The sequence below is a fragment of the Rhodoferax sp. P1_F3 genome, assembly GCF_056405715.1.
This window is the reverse complement of the sequence record NZ_JBFUBO010000020.1, coordinates 1-18,236: the sequence shown is the minus strand read 5'-3', so window position 1 is coordinate 18,236 and position 18,236 is coordinate 1. Positions and strand designations below refer to the sequence as shown.

General features: G+C 64.0%; 17 protein-coding genes. 8 read left to right on the top strand and 9 right to left on the bottom strand.

Going from position 1 to position 18,236, the window contains the following annotated elements; genetic code table 11:
• Both AC1DZ5_RS20835 and AC1DZ5_RS20830 read left to right on the top strand, forming a co-directional pair.
• Entirely contained in the window at positions 1-747 is a 747-nt protein-coding gene (locus tag AC1DZ5_RS20835; RefSeq protein ID WP_477892618.1) for an SDR family oxidoreductase, read from the top strand.
• 42 nt (positions 748-789) lie between these two features.
• Positions 790-1,422 (top strand): MarC family protein, encoded by a 633-nt coding sequence (locus tag AC1DZ5_RS20830; protein WP_477892616.1) that lies wholly within the window; start codon positions 790-792, stop codon positions 1,420-1,422.
• 28 nt (positions 1,423-1,450) lie between these two features.
• On the opposite strand, the gene AC1DZ5_RS20825 is transcribed toward AC1DZ5_RS20830, so the two are convergent.
• The 5 genes from AC1DZ5_RS20825 to AC1DZ5_RS20805 are packed head-to-tail and all read right to left on the bottom strand — an operon-like array spanning position 1,451 to position 5,719.
• Complete coding sequence (locus AC1DZ5_RS20825) at positions 1,451-2,107, bottom strand: LON peptidase substrate-binding domain-containing protein (RefSeq protein ID WP_477892614.1); 657 nt, start codon at positions 2,105-2,107, stop codon at positions 1,451-1,453.
• 3 nt (positions 2,108-2,110) lie between these two features.
• Entirely contained in the window at positions 2,111-2,776 is a 666-nt protein-coding gene (locus AC1DZ5_RS20820) for an ABC-type transport auxiliary lipoprotein family protein (protein ID WP_477892612.1), read from the bottom strand.
• A 17-nt stretch (positions 2,777-2,793) separates the two neighbouring features.
• Complete coding sequence (locus AC1DZ5_RS20815; protein WP_477892610.1) at positions 2,794-3,804, bottom strand: MlaD family protein; 1,011 nt, start codon at positions 3,802-3,804, stop codon at positions 2,794-2,796.
• Positions 3,805-3,815: 11 nt separating this feature from the next.
• Complete coding sequence (locus AC1DZ5_RS20810) at positions 3,816-4,613, bottom strand: ABC transporter ATP-binding protein (protein ID WP_477892608.1); 798 nt, start codon at positions 4,611-4,613, stop codon at positions 3,816-3,818.
• Positions 4,610-5,719, bottom strand: a complete 1,110-nt coding sequence (locus AC1DZ5_RS20805; RefSeq protein ID WP_477892606.1) for an MlaE family ABC transporter permease — start codon at positions 5,717-5,719, stop codon at positions 4,610-4,612. The genes AC1DZ5_RS20810 and AC1DZ5_RS20805 overlap by 4 nt, the downstream gene beginning before the upstream one ends.
• Positions 5,720-6,014: 295 nt before the next feature.
• Here AC1DZ5_RS20805 and AC1DZ5_RS20800 point away from each other — a divergent pair, with 295 nt between their 5' ends.
• The 3 genes from AC1DZ5_RS20800 (at position 6,015) to AC1DZ5_RS20790 (ending at position 10,048) form a co-directional block, all read left to right on the top strand.
• Positions 6,015-7,289 carry a putative Na+/H+ antiporter gene (locus tag AC1DZ5_RS20800; protein ID WP_477892604.1) on the top strand — a complete coding sequence of 425 codons (1,275 nt, stop codon included), beginning with the start codon at positions 6,015-6,017 and terminating at the stop codon, positions 7,287-7,289.
• Complete coding sequence (locus AC1DZ5_RS20795) at positions 7,286-9,001, top strand: GMC family oxidoreductase (RefSeq protein ID WP_477892602.1); 1,716 nt, start codon at positions 7,286-7,288, stop codon at positions 8,999-9,001. Before AC1DZ5_RS20800 ends, AC1DZ5_RS20795 begins: the two co-directional genes overlap by 4 nt.
• A gap of 285 nt (positions 9,002-9,286) precedes the next feature.
• Positions 9,287-10,048 (top strand): sulfite exporter TauE/SafE family protein, encoded by a 762-nt coding sequence (locus AC1DZ5_RS20790; protein ID WP_477892600.1) that lies wholly within the window; start codon positions 9,287-9,289, stop codon positions 10,046-10,048.
• Between the two features lie 2 nt (positions 10,049-10,050).
• Here the strand turns inward: AC1DZ5_RS20790 and mrdA are convergent, their stop codons facing one another.
• Genes mrdA through AC1DZ5_RS20770 form a run of 4 tightly spaced genes read right to left on the bottom strand, consistent with a single transcriptional unit; the run spans position 10,051 to position 14,519 of the window.
• Positions 10,051-12,000, bottom strand: a complete 1,950-nt coding sequence (gene mrdA / locus AC1DZ5_RS20785; RefSeq protein WP_477892598.1) for a penicillin-binding protein 2 — start codon at positions 11,998-12,000, stop codon at positions 10,051-10,053.
• A 12-nt stretch (positions 12,001-12,012) separates the two neighbouring features.
• Positions 12,013-12,543 carry a rod shape-determining protein MreD gene (mreD, locus tag AC1DZ5_RS20780; protein WP_477892596.1) on the bottom strand — a complete coding sequence of 177 codons (531 nt, stop codon included), beginning with the start codon at positions 12,541-12,543 and terminating at the stop codon, positions 12,013-12,015.
• Complete coding sequence (mreC, locus tag AC1DZ5_RS20775) at positions 12,540-13,460, bottom strand: rod shape-determining protein MreC (RefSeq protein WP_477892594.1); 921 nt, start codon at positions 13,458-13,460, stop codon at positions 12,540-12,542. Before mreC ends, mreD begins: the two co-directional genes overlap by 4 nt.
• A 15-nt stretch (positions 13,461-13,475) precedes the next feature.
• The gene (locus AC1DZ5_RS20770) at positions 13,476-14,519 is read right to left on the bottom strand and encodes a rod shape-determining protein (RefSeq protein WP_029709391.1); all 1,044 of its coding nucleotides are present in this window, start codon (positions 14,517-14,519) and stop codon (positions 13,476-13,478) included.
• 202 nt (positions 14,520-14,721) lie between these two features.
• Here AC1DZ5_RS20770 and gatC point away from each other — a divergent pair, with 202 nt between their 5' ends.
• From gatC to gatB, 3 genes are read left to right on the top strand one after another with little or no spacing between them, the layout of a single operon-like run.
• Positions 14,722-15,021, top strand: a complete 300-nt coding sequence (gene gatC, locus AC1DZ5_RS20765) for an Asp-tRNA(Asn)/Glu-tRNA(Gln) amidotransferase subunit GatC (RefSeq protein ID WP_310342634.1) — start codon at positions 14,722-14,724, stop codon at positions 15,019-15,021.
• A gap of 12 nt (positions 15,022-15,033) precedes the next feature.
• Positions 15,034-16,551: an Asp-tRNA(Asn)/Glu-tRNA(Gln) amidotransferase subunit GatA gene (gene gatA, locus AC1DZ5_RS20760; protein WP_477892591.1), complete on the top strand. Its 1,518-nt coding sequence runs from the start codon at positions 15,034-15,036 to the stop codon at positions 16,549-16,551.
• A gap of 2 nt (positions 16,552-16,553) precedes the next feature.
• Complete coding sequence (gatB, locus tag AC1DZ5_RS20755) at positions 16,554-18,047, top strand: Asp-tRNA(Asn)/Glu-tRNA(Gln) amidotransferase subunit GatB (RefSeq protein ID WP_477892589.1); 1,494 nt, start codon at positions 16,554-16,556, stop codon at positions 18,045-18,047.
• Positions 18,048-18,236: the final 189 nt, after the last annotated feature.

The window sequence follows — 18,236 nt, the reverse complement described above, 5'->3', positions numbered from 1 at the left end:
ATGCAAGCTATCGCACTCATTACCGGCGCTTCCCGTGGCATTGGCGCAGCCACCGCCCTCACACTGGCGCAAGCCGGCTACGCCGTGGCCGTCAACTACCGCGACAACTCGCTGGCCGCCGACGAGGTGGTGCGGCAGATTCGCGGCCATGGTGGCAACGCCATCACCGTGAAGGCCGATGTGGCGGTAGAGGCCGAGGTACTGGCGATGTTTGCCAAGGTGGATGCCAAGCTGGGCACGCTGACGGCCTTGGTCAACAACGCCGGCGTGGTGGATGTAGCCAGCCGCGTGGACGCCATGTCCACCGCCCGGCTGCAGCGTATGCTGAACACCAATGTGCTGGGCAGCATGGTCTGCGCCCGCGAAGCGGTGCTGCGCATGAGTACGCGCCATGGCGGCAGCGGCGGTGCCATCGTCAACCTCTCCAGCGTGGCCGCCACGCTGGGATCGCCGGGCCAGTATGTGGATTACGCCGCCAGCAAGGGCGCGATCGACAGCTTCACCGTGGGCTTGGCGCGCGAGGTGGCAGCCGAGGGCATCCGCGTGAACGCAGTACGCCCCGGCATCATCGACACCGACATCCACGCCAGTGGCGGCCAGCCCGACCGCGCGCAACGCCTGGCGCCCCAGGTGCCCCTGCAGCGCCCCGGTACGGCGCAAGAGATTGCCAATGCCATCGTCTGGTTGCTCAGCGATGCGGCCAGTTACACCACGGGCGCGATTCTGGATGTCAGCGGCGGACGCTAAGCCGCAGTACCATGCCCCACCCACTGCACTAGGACACGCCATATGGACCTCAAACCGCTGATCACCCTGTTGGCCATCGTGAACCCACTGGCCATCGTGCCGTTTTTCATCCACTACACCCAGGGCTTCAGTCTGGAGCAGAGGCGCAACACCGTGTGGGTGTCTTCGTTCAGCGCGTTTGTGGTGATTGCCATCAGCGCCATGCTGGGTCTGCAGATTCTGGAGTTTTTCGGTATCTCGCTGGCCAGCTTCCAGGTGGGCGGCGGCATGCTGCTGCTGACCAGTGCATTGAACATGCTGAACGCCCAACCGGCAGAGGCCAAGACCAGCTCCCACGAGCTGGAAGACGGCGCCGAAAAGGCCGCCATGGGCGCCAGCATTGCCGTGGTGCCGCTGACCATACCGCTGCTGACCGGCCCGGCCACCATGTCCACCGTGGTGATTTACGCCGACAAGGCCAAGACCGTACTGCAGCTCACCACCCTGGTGGGCTACGGCGTGGTGATTGCGCTGGCCACGGCCATCTGCTTCTCACTGGCGCAGCCGATTGCGCGCATTCTGGGCAAGACCGGTATCAACGTGATGACCCGGCTGATGGGCCTGATCCTGGCCGCGCTGGCGGTGGAAGTGATGTCCGACGGGCTGACCAAGCTGTTCCCCGCACTGGCGCACTGAGCGCCCAGCCCGGCGCACGAGGCCGCGTTCAGGGGCCGATGCCTGAGCGGTTCAGGACGTCACCCACCAACTCCAGGCGCAGCAGCGGGTTTTCCAACTGCATCAGGCTTTGCTTGAGGTGGGGCGCCAACTGCAACAGCTCGCACCAGCGGTTCGCCACCCAACCGCAGTCGTCCAGCCGGTAGGGTGGCTCCACGGGCAGCGCCTGACCGTTGGGGTGATCCTTGAGCCGCTGAATCAGGTTGTCCAGCGCCTGCGCCACGGGTTGCAAATCCTCCGGCACCGGAGCCGGCAGGTCGGGCGGCAGTACCTGCACGTCGGCCACCCACAGCCCATGCTTGAGGCGGCTGCGCTGGGTGATGCGAAAGCGCTCGCCTGCTGTGCAGCGCAACAGCATCAACCCCGCCTGGGGCGACGAAAACTCGGTGATGGTGGCCAGTGTGCCCACATCTACGAAGGCCTCTTGTGCAAAGCCGTCGCCACTGGACGCCTGCGGGTCGGGGCGGCGCACCTCGCTGCCTTGGGTCAGCGACACCACGCCAAATGGCGCGCCGGTCTTGTGGCACTTGCCCATGAGGTCCAGATAACGCACCTCAAAGATCTGCAGTTGCAGCGTGCCACCGGGGTAGAGCACCGTGTTCAGCGGGAACAGCGGCAGCGAGGTCAACGCCAATCGTTCGGGCATGGGCTAGCGCGCTTGCAGGCTGGCCTGGGTCTGCTGCACCCACTGCTCCAGCTGCTCCACCACCGCATCCGTGGCCACGGTCAGGGCGCGCACACCACCGGCTGCGTCGGCACTCACACTGGGCTGCTGGGCGACAAAACTGCGCTGGGCGATCAGGCTGTCTCCACCACTGCCCACCTGGGCCAGGGTGGCCCGCAGGCGCAGCACGCCGGCGCTGCGATCGGCAGTTTCAAACAGCTGGCTGAACTCTTCCAGCTCCAGACGCAGCACCAGACTGCCTGGCGCAGGCAGCACGCCGTCGGCCAGGTTCACCACCGCGCGGCGCTGGCCCAGGGCCTCACGCACGCGCTGACGCAGCAGCTGAGCCGGCGGCATGCTCCAGCGCGCCTGCGCATAGGGGCGCAGCTGCTGAGAATCGCTGTAGCCCAGGCGGTAGACCACGGCCAGGTTGTCCAGTGCGGTATTGGCCTGCACTTCGCCCAGCGCCAGCGGTGGCATAGGCGCCATGCGGTTGCTGGGCTGTTCGGTCACCATGCCAGGCCCAAAGTCGTAGACGGCGGCATTGGCACCGGGCTTGGTGGAGCCGCAACCCGCCATTGCGCCCAGGAAAAACAAGCCGAACAGGCCTCTAGCCCCCGTGGAATATGCGCGAGCAGCTAGGTTTTTCATAGCAAATCCTTGAAAGTTCATGGCCCCACCGTACCGGCAGCGGCAGGCGCCACAAAGCCGTGTTCGCCCGGGCCGGGGGTGGCCGCGCCCTTGCCCCACAGCAGGGACTGGGGATTGTCACCCACGGTGTCAGCTGCACGGCCCACCTGGCGCACGGCGCGGGCGGTATCGTCGGTGGCACGGCTCAGGCGCGGCAGCAGCTGGGCGTTGACCTGGCGGCTGGTGTGGGCCAGCGCCTCGGTGCTCTGGGCAATCTTGTCCAGCGTGCCACCAGGCTCATTCATGCGACGCGAGGTGCGCTGGAACTCGGCAGCCGAGGTGCGTACCGCATCGGCGCTAGCGCCCAGGCGGTCCGACGTGGCCTGCATGCTCTTGAGGGTGGCATCGGCCTGCGCAGCCATGCGCGGCAGGCTCACGGCGTCGGGACCGGATTTGGGGCCCAACACCTGGTCGGCGTGCTCAGTCAGCGCGGTCACACTGGCCGCAGCACGCCCCAGATTGCCAATCGCGGCCATCAGCTGCTTCTGGTTGTCCACCGCCAACAGGCCGTTCACGCGCACGCTGGCCTGCTCCAGCTGGCTCAGCAAGTTGCCGCCCTGGTCGGTCAGGCGCGAGAACATGCTGGCGCGCATCGGAATACGGGCTGCTTTGCCGTCACTGCCTTCCAGCGCCGGGCTGGCGGTGTTGCTGTCATCGAGCTGGATGAAGGCCAGGCCGGTGACGCCCTGGAAGCCCAGCGTGGCAAAGGTAGAGGTGGTGATGGGCGCGGCGTCGTTGACGGCGATGCGCACCAGCACATTGCCGCGCTGCACCGTGTCCAGCGCAATGTCGGTCACGCGACCCACCATCACGCCCTTGTAGCGCACGCCAGCTTGCGACTGCAGGCCCGTGACACCCTCCGCGCTGGAGATCTCGAAGACCCGCTGCTCCGCCGTGTCGCGCGTGAGCCAGGCGGCCAGCGCCGTGAGCAGGGCCGCCACCACCAGCACAAAAGCGCCGGCCGCGAAGGCGTGGGATTTGTTTTCCATAAGTCTTCTTTCTACACGGCATCCGGGGTGGGCTGCAACAGGGCCATGGCCCGGTGCCCGCGCCCACCGCGGAAAAAGTCCTGCACAAACGGGTGATCAAAGGCCACCACCTCACTGGGCGGGGCGTTGATCACCACATGCTTGTCCGCCACCACGGCCACCCGGGTGCTGAGTTCAAAAATCGTGTCCAGGTCGTGGGTGACCATCACCACCGTCAGGTCCAGCTCGCGGTGCAGGCTTTGCAGCAAGGCACAAAAGCCGTCCGCACTGTCAGGGTCCAGCCCGGCGGTGGGCTCGTCCAGCAGCAGCAGGGGCGGGTCCATCACCAGCGCGCGCGCCAGCGCCACGCGCTTGACCATGCCGCCGGACAGATCGGCCGGCATCTTGTGGGCGTGGCGTGCCTCCAGCCCCACCATCTGCAGCTTGACCATGGCCACATCGCGCACCAGGCTGGCCGGCAAGGTGCCCAGCTCGCGCAGCGGAAACGCAATGTTCTCCAGCACCGTGAACGACGAGAACAGCGCCCCATGCTGGAACAGCATACCCACGCGGCTGGCGGCACCGGCACGCCCCAGCTCCTCCGCCGGGCGGCCCTGCACCGTGACACTGCCGCTCGTGGGGGTTTCCAGCCCCAGCATCTGGCGCAGCAGCACGGTCTTACCGCCGCCCGAGCCGCCCACGATGGAAAGCAGCTCGCCGCGCGCAATGGTCAGGTCCAGGTCCTGGTGGATCACGCTGGTCTGGCCCGCGGTGCGGAACGTGGACCACAGCTTCTCGATCTGCACGATGGGTTTGCGCGCCTCGGTCATACGCCCACCCCCTTGAACAGCACCGCGAACAACGCGTCCACCAAAATCACCGCGGTGATGGAGGTGACCACCGACGCCGTGGTGCCCTGCCCCAGGCTCTGGGTGTTGGGCTTGACGCGCAGGCCGTAGTGGCAGCCGATCAGTGCGATCAACACGCCAAACACCGTGCTCTTGGCCAGCGCCAGCCAGAGGTTGGCAATGTCCACGGTCTTGGGCAATGCCGTGACAAAGTAAGCTGGTGACAGGCCCATGACCAGGTCAGCCGCCAGCATGCCGCCCAGCAGCGCGGCCAGCGTGGTCCACACCGCCAGCAGCGGCATGGCCAGCGCCATGGCCAGGGTACGCGGCATCACCAGGCGGTAGCCCTTGGCGATGCCCAGCACGCGCATGGCGTCCAGCTCCTCGGTCACGCGCATCACCCCAATCTGCGCGGTGATGGCCGAGCCCGAGCGCCCGGCAATCAGGATGGCGGCCAGCACCGGCCCCAACTCGCGGATCAGCGCAATGCCCAGGATGTTGACGATGAAGGTGTCGGCACCAAACTGGCGCAACTGCTGCGACATCAGATAGGCCAGCACCACACCAATGAGAAAGCCCACCAGCGCGGTAATGGGCAGCGCCGTGGCGCCAATGCGGTACAGATGGCCCGATATGTCGCGCCAGGGCGCGTGCAACGGGCTGCGCACCAGGTGCACCAGGTCCAGCCACAACTGGCCGATCAGCCGCACCGCGCCTTCCAGGTGCGCCAGCAGGCCTAGCATGCGCCGCCCCATGGTGGCCAGCAAGGCCGTCAACGACGTACGTTGCACGGGCGGTGGTGGCACCGAGAACTGCGCAACCCGTTCCAGCATGGCGCGTTGGGCCGGTAGCAACTCTAGCTGTTCAGGCCAGTGGCGCCCCCAGGCATTCCAGAGCACCTGGGCGCCCGTGTGGTCCAGGCGCTGCAGGCTGCGCACATCCCACACCGGAGAGCGACCGCCGGCACGGGCCGCCTGCGCTTGTTGCAGCCCCTGTTGCAAGGCCTGCCAGGTGGTCGGCACCGCCAGGTGGTCGGCAGTCCAACGGCCATGCAAGACCACGACCGACGGTGCGGTGGCAGTGTGCAAGGCAATACGGGGCTGGGAGTCCTCCACGGGCAGGTCTGGGAGAGAGTGGCTGAGGTTCGCATCGTACCCGCTACGAAATACAAGCAAAATAGCTATGAGGAGACACCATGGACATTCAGAACAACGCAGACAGTGCCACCGTCATCGGCGACACGGGGTGCAGGACCTTTTGTGCGGGGACAAATTTACGGACCTCCACGGCATTTACCGCCGACCACGCGGAGCCGCACGCACGCCTGGCCTGGCTGCCGCTTCAGAATAGGCGCCAACGCGTCTGGACCGGGACCTGAGCCGCATGGCCGGCGAAGCTCTGCAGGGCGACCTGATGCACACCGTAGGGGCGGTGCTATTTGGCATCGCACTGCTACACACCTTTGGCGCCAAGACCTTTGAGCGCCTGGCCCACCGCCACCCGCGCCACGCGGGGCTGCTGCACCTGCTGGGCGAGGTGGAGGTGGTGTTTGGCTTCTGGGCCTTTGTGTTGATTGCCTGCATGGCGCTGCTATCGGGCAGCCAGCAGGCGATTGACTACGCCGAGTCGCGCCAGTACACCGAGCCGCTGTTTGTCTGCGTGGTGATGGTGGTGGCCGCCTCGCGCCCCGTGCTGGAGGCCGTGCGGGCGCTGCTGCTGGCGGTGGCCCGCGCAGTGCCGCTACCTACGACCATGGCGCTGGTGTGGCTGGGTCTGGCCGTGGTGCCACTGCTGGGTTCGCTCATTACCGAACCCGCGGCCATGACGCTGGCCGCGCTGATGCTTGCGCCGCAAATCTTCACTCCCCAGATGCCCGAGCGCCACAAGTACGCCGCGCTGGGCGTGCTGTTTGTGAACATCTCCATCGGCGGCACGCTGACCTCGTATGCCGCACCCCCGGTGCTCATGGTGGCCAGCACCTGGGGTTGGGACACGGCCTTCATGGCCCACACCTTTGGCTGGAAAGCCGCGCTGGCGGTGCTGGTGAATGCCACCGCTCTGGTGCTCTACCTGCGGCCGCAGCTTAAGCTGGTCGTACCCCACACAGCCCCCACGGCCGACACCCCGGTGCCATGGTTCGTGAGCCTGGTGCACCTTGTGTTTCTGGCCGGCGTGGTGCTCATGGCGCACCACCCAGTGCTGTTTTTGGGGCTGTTTCTGTTCTTCCTGGGCTATACCCAGGCCTATCCGCGCTTCCAAAACCCGCTGATTCTCAAAGAGGGCCTGCTGGTGGGCTTCTTTCTGGCCGGGCTGGTGGTGCTGGGTGGCATGCAGCAGTGGTGGCTGCAGCCCATTGTGTCCAGCCTGGCGCCCACGGCGCTGTTCTTCGGCGCGCTGGGCCTGACCGCCATGACCGACAACGCCGCACTGACCTACCTGGGCTCGCTGATTGAAGGTATGTCGGACCCTGCTAAATACATGCTGGTGGCCGGTGCCGTATCCGGCGGCGGCCTGACCGTGATTGCCAATGCCCCCAACCCTGCGGGCGTAGCGCTGCTGCGCGCGGGCTTTGCGGACAGTTCCATCGGTGCGGGCGGCCTGTTGCTGGGCGCCCTGCTTCCTACCGCGGTGTCTGCCGCCTTCTTTTTGCTGCTATGAACGACACCACCTTCGACTACATCATCATCGGCGCAGGCACGGCCGGCTGCCTGCTGGCCAACCGGCTCAGTGCCAATGCCTCCAAACGCGTGCTGCTGATCGAGGCCGGCCGCAAGGACGACTACCACTGGATCCATATCCCCGTGGGCTATCTGTACTGCATAGGCAACCCGCGCACCGACTGGCTGTTCAACACCGAAGCCGAGGCCGGACTGAATGGCCGCAGCCTGCGCTACCCGCGCGGCAAGACACTGGGTGGCAGCTCCAGCATCAACGGCATGATTTACATGCGGGGCCAGGCGCGCGACTACGACCAGTGGGCCCAGTTGGTGGGTGATGCCAGTTGGACCTGGGAAAACAGCCTGCCCTACTTCAAGTTGCACGAAGACCACCACAAGGGCGCCAGTGCACTGCACGGTGCCAAGGGTGCGCCCTCTCCCCTGCTGCAGGACAGCGGCACCGACTACCGCAAGGTGCTGCGCCACCACCAGGCCGGTGGCGAATGGCGGGTGGAGAAGCAGCGCCTGCGCTGGGATGTGATGGACGCCTTTGCCCAGGCCGCCACACAGGCGGGCATTCCTGCCACCGACGATTTCAACCGTGGCAACAACGAGGGCGTGGGCTACTTTGAGGTGAACCAGAAGGCCGGTTGGCGCTGGAACACGGCCAAGGCGTTTTTGCGCCCCATGTGCTACGCGCGCCCCAACTTTGAGCTGTGGACTGCCGCGCAGGTGGCCAAGCTGGTGGTGCAGCCGCAGGCTGGCAGAGACACCCCCCTGCGCTGCACCGGCGTGCAGGTGTGGGATGGCACGGAGATGGTGACCGCCACGGCCCGCGCCGAGGTGTTGCTGTGCGCCGGGGCCGTGGGGTCGCCGCAGATACTGCAGCTCTCGGGACTGGGCCCTGCCGAACTGCTGCGACGCTACGGCGTGCCCGTGCAGCAGGACCTGCCGGGCGTGGGCGCCAACCTGCAGGACCACCTGCAGATCCGCGCGGTCTTCAAAGTGAAGAACACACCCACGCTGAACGTCCAGGCGAACAGCCTGTGGGGCAAGGCCAAGATCGGACTGGAATACGCATTCAAACGCAGCGGCCCCATGAGCATGGCGCCCAGTCAGTTGGGCGCCTTCACGCGCAGCGATGCCAGCCAGCCCCACCCCAATCTGCAGTACCACGTGCAGCCCCTGAGCCTGGACGCCTTTGGCCAGCCTCTGCACACCTTCAACGCGTTCACCGCCAGCGTATGCAACCTGAACCCGACCAGCCGCGGCACGGTGCAGATCAAGACGCCGGACTTCAAGGACGCGCCCGCCATTGCACCCAACTACCTGAGCACCGATGCCGACCGCCAGATTGCTGCTGACTCGCTGCGCGTGACGCGCAACATCGCGGCCCAGCCCGCGCTGGCGAAATACCAGCCCGAGGAGTACAAGCCCGGCCTGCAGTTCCAAAGCGATGCCGAGCTAGCCCAGTTGGCCGGGGACATTGCCACCACCATCTTCCACCCCGTGGGCACCACCAAGATGGGACGTGACAATGACCCCACGGCCGTGGTGAACAGCCGCCTGCAAGTGCGCGGCGTGGCGGGGCTGCGCGTGGTGGATGCCGGGGTGATGCCGCTGATCACCAGCGGCAACACCAACTCGCCCACACTGATGATTGCAGAGAAGGTCGCGCAATGGATTGCGGAAGACGCGGCCGCGCGCCAATGAAGGGTTTGTCCTGATGCCGCAGCCCCCACAAGGCGGATACATTTCTCTCCAACGCAGCACCTGACAGCAACTGCGAGGTCTGCAAGACCAAGCTTGAAACGACGCCGAGGAGACGGCTAACAACGAACTACAAACCCTGCACACCAAGATGCAGCTTTACAAAAGCACCGGTACCCCCGGTGCTTTTTTTATGTCTTTTCGACCCCTAGCCCCCGTTAACATTGCGCTAACAGCTAGCAAATTCATAGCGAATGAGCCATCAAACCCGGATGCGACAATTCGGGAATGGAAATGCTTTTTGTCACCTTGGCCTCGCTCCTGGCCGGTTTTATCGACTCCATCGTAGGCGGCGGCGGCCTGGTGCTGACGCCCGCGCTGTTCGCTGTCTTTCCCCAAGCCCCCCCGGCCACGCTACTGGGCACCAACAAGGGCGCTTCGGTGTGGGGCACGGCCATTGCCACGGTGCAGTACAACCGCCGCGTCCAGCTGCGCTGGCAAACCATTGGCCCGGCGGCGGCCGTGTGCTTTGCGGCGGCGCTGGGTGGGGCCTGGCTGGTCACCGTGGTCTCACCGCAGTACCTGCGCAAGGCCCTGCCGCTGGTGCTGCTGGGCGTGCTGGCCTACACGCTGGCCAAAAAAGACCTGGGACGCCACCATGTGCCACGCTTTGTCGGCCAGCACGAAACCCTGGCGGCCTGCGCCATCGGCCTGGGCATCGGCTTTTACGACGGCTTCTTCGGCCCGGGCACGGGCAGCTTCTTTGTGTTTTTGTTGGTGCGGCTGCTGGGCTATGACTTTTTGAACGCATCGGCCGGGGCCAAGCTGCTCAACACCGCATCCAACCTCGCGGCGCTGCTGCTGTTCACGCTCAAAGGCCATGTCTGGTGGCACTTTGTCGCCGCCATGGCAGTGGCCAATGTGCTGGGCAGCCTGGCCGGCACGCATCTGGCGCTCAAGCACGGCACGGGCTTTGTGCGCAGCGTCTTTATCGTGGTGGTGTCGGCCCTGATCCTGAAGACCGGCTACGACGCGTTCTTGCGCGGCTAGGCTCAGTGTGGGGCCGGGGGCCAGGCGATGTCGTCGGCCTTGCGCGGCTTGCCAATCGGTGCCGTGGCCTGGCCGCGGCTGACGGCGGCCAAGTCTTCCTCGCTGGGGTACTGGCCCAGCAGCCAATAGTCAAAGGTACGCCGCGCAATGGGGGCCGCGGAGGCCGCACCAAAGCCGGCATTTTCCACAATCACCGCCAGCGCAATCTTGGGGTCGTCCGCAGGTGCAAACGCGATGTACAGCGAGTGGTCGCGCTGGTGCTCTTCCATCGAAGACGCGTTGTACTTTTGGTTCTTGCCCAGACTCACGGCCTGGGCGGTGCCGGTCTTGCCGCCGCTCACGTAGCCCGCTCCGGCAAACACACGGGTCCCCGTACCACCCTGCGTTACGCCCACCATGGCGTTGCGCACCAGCGCCACGTTTTCCGGCTTGTAGCCCAAGTCCTGCGGAGGCTCGGGGGCCACGGGCACACGCACGCGTGTCGTGGCGTCTTGCGTGGCGATCACCAGCTGCGGCTTGTGCTTGACGCCATTGTTGGCCAAAGTAGACACGGCCTGCGCAATCTGCAGCATGGTGAAGCTGTTGTAGCCCTGGCCAATGCCCAGTGAAATGGTCTCGCCAGCGTACCACTTTTGCTGTTCGGGGCGCTTGTAGTAGCGCTTCTTCCAGTCTTGGCTGGGCAGCACGCCGCGCACCTCACCATTGATGTCGATGCCGGTGATCTGGCCAAAGCCCAGCGGTTTCATAAAGTCGTGCATGGTGTCTACGCCCAGCTCGTTGGCCAGGGAGTAGAAGTAGGCGTTGCTGGACTCCACGATCGCGCGTCGCATGTCCATCACGCCACCGCGCTCGTTCTCGGGGCTACCAAAGCGGTGGCCACCAAACATGTAAAACCCCGGATCGTTGATTAGCGTGGTGGGCGAGCGCGTGTTGGTCTCCAGCGCGGCCAGCGCCATGAAGGGTTTGTAGGTGGAACCCGGCGGGTAGGTCCCGCGCAGCGCGCGGTTCAGCAACGGCTTGTCGATGGACTCGTTGAGCATTTGCCAGTTCTCCTGGTCAATGCCTTCGACAAACAGATTGGAATCGAACGTGGGCTTACTGACAAAGGCCAGCACCTCACCGGTCTTGGGGTCCAGCGCCACCAGCGCGCCACGGCGCGTGCCAAACATGTCCTCAATCAGTTTTTGCAGCTTGATGTCGATGGACAACACCACCACATTGCCTGGCGTGGAGGGCGTGCTGGCCAGCTTGCGCACCGCGCGTCCGCCGGCCGAGGTTTCCATGCGTTCCACACCGGTAATGCCGTGCAGCTCATGCTCAAAACTCTGCTCCACGCCCAGTTTGCCGATGTACTCGGTGCCACGGTAGTTGGCTTGGTCGTCGCTGTCGTCGATCTTTTCTTTTTCCGACTGGTTGATACGGCCGATGTAGCCAATCACATGGCTGGCCAACTCGCCATAGGGGTAACTGCGAAACAGGCGCGCCTTGATTTCGACCCCGGGAAACCGGAAGCGCTGGGCTGCGAAGCGTGCGACCTCAGTGTCGGTCAGGCGTGTGCGCACCGGCAGTGACTCAAAGCTTCTGGACTCCTCCATGAGTTTTTTGAAGCGGCGCCGGTCGCGCGCCGTAATGTCGATCACGCTGGACAGATCGTCCAGCGTCTGTTCCACACCCAGGCTCTTGGAGGGCGTGATTTCCAGTGTGTAAGCCGAATAATTGCTGGCCAGCACCACGCCGTTGCGGTCCAGGATCAGCCCACGGTTGGGGACGATGGGGACGATGGAGGTGCGGTTGCTCTCAGCCTGCGCGCGCAGGTCTTCGTGGCGCACGATCTGCAAATAGGCCAGACGCAGCGCCAGCAACAAAAAACAGGTGAGCACCACCACGCTAACCACAAACACGCGCGTGCGAAAGCGTGCCAGATCGACCTGAACGTTGCGCAGTTCTGTCATGCGTGGGTCAGGCTAGAGGGGTCGGTTGGCGTCGGGGTCGGGCGCGCGGCGCTGCGGGGCCAGCAACACGATGCTGACCACGGGCCACAGTGCAGCCTCCAGCAGCGGGGCCAACACCATCCACCATCCCGGGAACGTACCGCCGCCCATCAAACGCAGTATCAGTTCCAGCCCGTGGGCTACGGCAAACAGTGGCAGCACCTGCGCAGCCTGCGAGGGCACCGAAAACCACAGCAGGCGACGGTGCACCGTGATGGCCAGAAAGCTCAGTGCGGTGTAGGCCATGGCGTGCTGGCCCAACAGCCCGCCCTGGTGCACATCCATCAGCAAACCGAAGACAAAGGCTGCGCCAATGCTGATGCGCAGCGGCTGGTGCACGGTCCAGAACACCAGCACCACGGCCAAGATATCAGGCGCCCAGGCCGCACGGCCCCACAGGCCCATGTTCTGCAGCATGTTGAGCAATAAGGCGGCGACCAAGCTGGTCCAGATAAACAGGGGGTTGGCAGGCAGCAGCAGTTGCTGCCCGGGACGCATGATCATTTCACTTCGCCCCGTTTGGGCGCCACCGGCGCGGGCTCTGCCGCAGGGCGAGGCGCCATCTGCGCATTCAGCGGGTCCAGCACGATCACGTGCTCGGCGCCCGACACCATGGCCAGCGGCACGCAGTAAATGCGCGCAAACACGGCGTCCACCCGGCGCTCCACCTTTTCCACGCGTGCGACCGGCAGCCCGGGCGGGTACACGCCGTCCACACCGCTGGTGGTCAACAGGTCACCCACGGCCACGTCGGCGTTGGCGGCCATGTAGCGCAGCTCCAGCGCATCGGCATGGGTGGAGGTATCGCCAAAGGCCACACCACGGGCACCGGTGCGCGCATTGAGCACGGGAATGGCGTGGTCGCGGTCGGTGATCAATGTCACTTCGCTGACCATGGGGTAGACACGGGTAATCTGACCAATCACCCCGAATTCGTCCAGCACCGGGGAGCCCAACGCCAGGCCCTGGGCCAGCCCTTTGTCCACGATGACTTTGCGGGTGTAGGGGTCCGCAGCGTCGTAGAGCACCTGCGCCGCCTTGAACGGTGCGCTCAGGCGCGGGCTCAGGTCCAGCAGCTTGCGCAAGCGGTTGTTTTCCAGCTCCAGCTGTTCCACCTGGTTGGCGCGCAGCGACTGGGCACTGAGCTTGCGGCGGGATTGCTCCTGGGCGGTTTCGGCCGTGGCCACGGTGGTGAAGTAGGCGCTGCTGCTCTCCACCAAGGCGACCGGCTGCAGGGCCAGCCACTGCACCGGGTACAGCACCGCGGCCAGCGCCACACGCAGCGGCTGCATCACCTTGAAGCGGGCGTCGGCCACCATGAGAAACAGCGCCAGGGCGCTGCAGACGGCCAGCTTGGACAGGGCCGAAGGGCCCTGGCGGAAGAAGGGGGGAGGATCTCTGTCCAGCGTACCGAGTGGCATCGCTGACCTTGACGTTTATTCGCTGGTGAAAATGGAACCCAGGCGTTCCATCTGCTCCAGCGCAATGCCGCAACCGCGCACCACACAGGTCAGAGGATCTTCGGCCACCAGCACGGGCAGACCGGTTTCTTCGGCCAGCAGACGGTCCAGATCACGCAGCAGCGCGCCACCACCGGTCAGCATCATGCCGCGGTCGGCAATGTCGGCGCCCAGCTCGGGTGGCGTTTGTTCCAGCGCGTTTTTCACGGCAGAGACAATGTTGTTCAGCGGGTCGGTCAGCGCTTCCAGGATTTCGTTGGAAGAGATGGTGAAGCTGCGTGGCACGCCTTCGGACAGGTTGCGTCCGCGGACTTCCATTTCCTTGACTTCGGAGCCGGGGAAAGCCGAGCCGATTTGCTTCTTGATGGCTTCCGCGGTGGGCTCGCCGATCAACATGCCGTAGTTGCGGCGGATGTAGTTGATGATGGCTTCGTCAAACTTGTCACCACCCACGCGGACCGAGCCCTTGTAGACCATGCCGCCCAGGGAGATCACGCCGACTTCAGTGGTACCACCACCAATGTCAACCACCATGGAGCCGCTGGCTTCCGACACCGGCAGGCCGGCACCGATGGCCGCGGCCATGGGTTCTTCAATCAGGTACACATCGCTGGCACCAGCACCGAGGGCCGATTCGCGGATGGCACGGCGCTCCACCTGGGTAGAACCGCAGGGAACGCAGATGATGATGCGAGGGCTGGGCTTGAACACGCCACGGGGGTGCACCATCTTGATGAATTGCTTGAGCATCTGCTCAGTGACCGTGAAGTCGGCGATCACACCGTCTTTCATGGGGCGAATGGCTTCGATGTTGCCGGGCACCTTGCCCAGCATGGCCTTGGCTTCGCGGCCTACGGCCTGGATGGTCTTCTTGCCTTGCGGGCCGCCTTCGTGGCGGATGGCGACAACAGAAGGTTCGTCGAGCACGATGCCCTTGTCACGCACAAAAATCAGGGTGTTGGCGGTACCCAAGTCAATCGCCAGGTCGGTGGAGAAGTACCGACGAAAAGCTCCAAACATTACATATCCTCTCAGGCATACCGGGCACTTCGGCCCCGCATCGCCGGGTTTTAGCGTTTCAAAATCGTAAGGTTGGCGTCAAAGTCCGCAGAAAAACGGCCCCCGCACCAAAGGCAGGATAATACCCCATCGCCTGTGAATAACTCGGCCTGCCAACCGCGTTTTGACCCGAATTACCCTTGGTTTCAACTCTTCTACTTCCATGTCCCTGACATCTTCCGACATCGCCCGCATTGCCAATCTGGCACGCCTGGAACTGCAGACCGCAGAGAGTGAGCGCCTGCTGTCACAACTCAACGGTTTTTTCAGCATTGTGGAAAAGATGCGTGCGGTGGACACCACCGGCATCGAACCTCTGGCCCACCCCGTAGCCGCCATCCAGGACGTGACATTGCGCCTGCGGGACGATGTTGTGAGTGAGCCCAACCAACGTGAAGCCAACCAGAAAAGTGCCCCTGCCGTGGAACGCGGCTTGTTCCTGGTTCCCAAGGTCATTGAGTAAACCGCAGCCCCTATGACGACTCCCCTCTCCCACACCACCTTGCACGACCTCAGCGTGCAGGAACTCACCCAGGCGTTGCAGACCAAGCAGGTGTCTGCCGTCGAAGCTGCCCAGCACTTTTTGCAACGCGGCCAGGCCCATGCGGCCTTGGGCACCTATGTTGACACCAATACAGATGCCACGCTGGCCCAGGCCCGTGCGGCCGACGCACGCATCGCTGCGGGCACCGCGGGCACATTGGAAGGTCTGCCCATCGCGCACAAGGACATTTTTGTGACGCGCGACTTCGCCACCACGGCTGGTTCGCGCATGCTCAAAGGCTACCGCTCGCCGTTTGATGCCACCGTCGTGGACAAGCTCGCCAAGGCCGGCGTGGTCACGTTGGGCAAACTCAACTGCGACGAATTCGCCATGGGCTCCAGCAACGAAAACTCAGCGATTGCCCCCGTAGGTAGCGACACCGTGCAGCCGGTGCGCAACCCCTGGAACACCGAGCGCATTCCCGGCGGCTCGTCGGGCGGCAGTGCCGCCGTGGTCGCCGCCCGTCTGGCCCCCGCCGCCACGGGCACCGATACCGGGGGTTCGATTCGCCAACCCGCTGCGTTCTGCGGCGTCACCGGCATCAAGCCCACCTATGGCCGCGCCTCGCGCTACGGCATGGTGGCGTTTGCCTCCAGCCTGGACCAGGCCGGCCCCATGGCGCGCAGCGCCGAAGACTGCGCGCTGCTGCTCTCGGCCATGTGCGGCCCCGACCCGGACCGCGACTCCACCTCGCTGGACGTGCCCGCCGAGAACTTTGCACTCAAGCTCAACGATTCCATCGAGGGCCTGCGCATTGGTGTGCCCAAAGAGTTTTTTGGCGAAGGCTTGAGCGCCGATGTGCGCGCCAGCGTGGACGCCGCGCTCAAACAGTACGAACAATTGGGCGCCAAGCTCGTTCCCATCACGCTGCCACGCACCGAGTTGTCGATTCCGGTGTACTACATCATTGCGCCCGCCGAGGCGTCCAGCAACCTGAGCCGCTTTGATGGTGTGAAGTTCGGCCACCGCGCCAAGGAGCATGGTGATCTGGCCGACATGTACAAGAAGACGCGTGCTGAAGGGTTTGGCGACGAAGTGAAACGCCGCATCATGATCGGCACCTACGTGCTAAGCCACGGCTACTACGACGCCTACTACCTGCAGGCACAAAAGATCCGCCGCATGATTGCCGACGACTTCCAGAACGCCTTCAAGGACTGCGATGTGATTGCCGGCCCCGTGGCCCCCACCGTGGCCTGGAAGATTGGTGAAAAATCCGACGACCCCGTGGCCAACTACCTCGCCGACATCTTCACACTGTCCGGCTCCTTGGCGGGTCTGCCCGGCATGAGCATTCCCGTCGGTTTTGCCAAGGCCGAAGCCGACAAGGGCCTGCCCATTGGCATGCAGCTACTGGGCAACTACTGCCAGGAGGCGCGCTTGCTCAACGCCGCGCACCGCTTCCAGCAAGCCACCGACTACCACCTGGCCAAGCCCGCAGGATTCTGACTATGAGCGAGACCGTGAACACATTTGAAGCACAACAACAAGGTCGCCCCACGGGCCCGCTGGTGCATGGCTATGAAGTCATCATCGGCTTTGAAACCCACGCCCAGCTCTCCACCCAATCGAAGATTTTTTCACGCGCCAGCACCGCCTTTGGCGCCGAACCCAACACGCAGGCCTGCGCGGTAGACCTGGCCCTGCCCGGCACACTGCCCGTGATGAACAAGGGCGCGGTCGAACGCGCCATCCAGTTCGGCCTGGCGATTGGCGCGCACATTGCGCCGCGCAGTATCTTTGCGCGCAAGAACTACTTCTACCCCGACCTGCCCAAGGGCTACCAGATCAGCCAGTTCGAGATTCCGGTGGTGCAGGGTGGTGCCGTGGAGTTCTTCCTCGGCGATGAAAAGAAATCGGTGCGCCTGGTGCGCGCCCATCTGGAAGAGGACGCCGGTAAATCGCTGCACGAAGACTTTATTGGCCAAAGCGGCATTGACCTGAACCGCGCCGGCACGCCGCTGCTGGAAATCGTGACCGAGCCCGACATGCGATCGAGTGCCGAGGCCGTGGCCTATGCCAAGGAACTGCACAAGATCGTGACTTGGATCGGCATTTGCGACGGCAACATGCAAGAGGGCTCGTTCCGCTGCGATGCCAACGTGTCGGTGCGCAAACCCGGCGGCCCCTTGGGTACCCGACGCGAGATCAAGAACCTGAATAGCTTCAAGTTCATGCAGCAAGCCATTGACTATGAAGTGCGCTGGCAGATCGAACAGATTGAAGACGGCCATGCGATCCAGCAGGCCACGGTACTATTCAACCCCGACACGGGTGAGACCCGCGCCATGCGGACCAAAGAGGATGCGGCGGACTACCGCTATTTTCCTGATCCCGACCTGCCCCCGCTATGTATTTCGGAGCAGTGGGTACAGGATGTAGGAGGGCAGATGGGCGATTTGCCTCGGGTTATGGCTGAGCGCTTCGTAAATGACTATGGACTGACTGAATACGACGCCTCCGGTTTGACTCAAAACAAGGCCATGACACTGTATTTTGTTGACGGAGTGGGCCGCGGAGCTTCTCCAAAGATTCTTGCCAATTGGATGTTGGGTGAGTTTTTGCGACGCTTGAACGCAAGCGATATAAGCTACGCAATTGATGCTCCAGTGCAGCCCATCCAACTTGCTACGCTCATCAAACGCATTTCAGAGAACGTCATCTCCAATAACGCCGCTAAGCAGGTATTCGATGCGCTCTGGAATCGCGAAGGTATCGATGTTGATCTCATCATCGAATCCAAAGGCCTCAAACAGATGAACGACACCGGCGCGCTGGAAGCTATCGTGGACGAGGTGATTGCCGCCAACGCCAAGAACGTGGCCGAGTTCAAGGCAGGCAATGAAAAGGCACTCAACGCCCTGGTCGGCCAGATCATGAAAGCCAGCAAGGGCAAGGCCAACCCACAGCAGGTCAACGACCTGTTGCGCAGCAAGCTGGCCTGAAGTACTTCGAGACCCCGCCCAGAAAAAAGGCCTCTTGTGAGCAATGCCAGTCAGTTAAGCCGTACGTGATCTGAAGGGCTGTAAAAAGGGAGCGTGTTTCACGTTCCCTTTTTCTTTGATGAGCCTGCTGCAAAACACATTGGACGAAACTCTGGCGGCTTTGCCCGTCAGCGGGATGAGGGAGCTGGG

What these genes read in the sequence shown, in the direction of transcription:
- AC1DZ5_RS20835 (WP_477892618.1), top strand. Translation starts at nt 1, where the DNA reads ATGCAAGCTATCGCACTCATTACCGGCGCTTCCCGTGGCATTGGCGCA.
- AC1DZ5_RS20830 (WP_477892616.1), top strand. Translation starts at nt 790, where the DNA reads ATGGACCTCAAACCGCTGATCACCCTGTTGGCCATCGTGAACCCACTG.
- AC1DZ5_RS20825 (WP_477892614.1), bottom strand. Translation starts at nt 2,107, where the DNA reads ATGCCCGAACGATTGGCGTTGACCTCGCTGCCGCTGTTCCCGCTGAAC.
- AC1DZ5_RS20820 (WP_477892612.1), bottom strand. Translation starts at nt 2,776, where the DNA reads ATGAAAAACCTAGCTGCTCGCGCATATTCCACGGGGGCTAGAGGCCTG.
- AC1DZ5_RS20815 (WP_477892610.1), bottom strand. Translation starts at nt 3,804, where the DNA reads ATGGAAAACAAATCCCACGCCTTCGCGGCCGGCGCTTTTGTGCTGGTG.
- AC1DZ5_RS20810 (WP_477892608.1), bottom strand. Translation starts at nt 4,613, where the DNA reads ATGACCGAGGCGCGCAAACCCATCGTGCAGATCGAGAAGCTGTGGTCC.
- AC1DZ5_RS20800 (WP_477892604.1), top strand. Translation starts at nt 6,015, where the DNA reads ATGGCCGGCGAAGCTCTGCAGGGCGACCTGATGCACACCGTAGGGGCG.
- AC1DZ5_RS20795 (WP_477892602.1), top strand. Translation starts at nt 7,286, where the DNA reads ATGAACGACACCACCTTCGACTACATCATCATCGGCGCAGGCACGGCC.
- AC1DZ5_RS20790 (WP_477892600.1), top strand. Translation starts at nt 9,287, where the DNA reads ATGGAAATGCTTTTTGTCACCTTGGCCTCGCTCCTGGCCGGTTTTATC.
- mrdA (WP_477892598.1), bottom strand. Translation starts at nt 12,000, where the DNA reads ATGACAGAACTGCGCAACGTTCAGGTCGATCTGGCACGCTTTCGCACG.
- mreD (WP_477892596.1), bottom strand. Translation starts at nt 12,543, where the DNA reads ATGATCATGCGTCCCGGGCAGCAACTGCTGCTGCCTGCCAACCCCCTG.
- mreC (WP_477892594.1), bottom strand. Translation starts at nt 13,460, where the DNA reads ATGCCACTCGGTACGCTGGACAGAGATCCTCCCCCCTTCTTCCGCCAG.
- AC1DZ5_RS20770 (WP_029709391.1), bottom strand. Translation starts at nt 14,519, where the DNA reads ATGTTTGGAGCTTTTCGTCGGTACTTCTCCACCGACCTGGCGATTGAC.
- gatC (WP_310342634.1), top strand. Translation starts at nt 14,722, where the DNA reads ATGTCCCTGACATCTTCCGACATCGCCCGCATTGCCAATCTGGCACGC.
- gatA (WP_477892591.1), top strand. Translation starts at nt 15,034, where the DNA reads ATGACGACTCCCCTCTCCCACACCACCTTGCACGACCTCAGCGTGCAG.
- gatB (WP_477892589.1), top strand. Translation starts at nt 16,554, where the DNA reads ATGAGCGAGACCGTGAACACATTTGAAGCACAACAACAAGGTCGCCCC.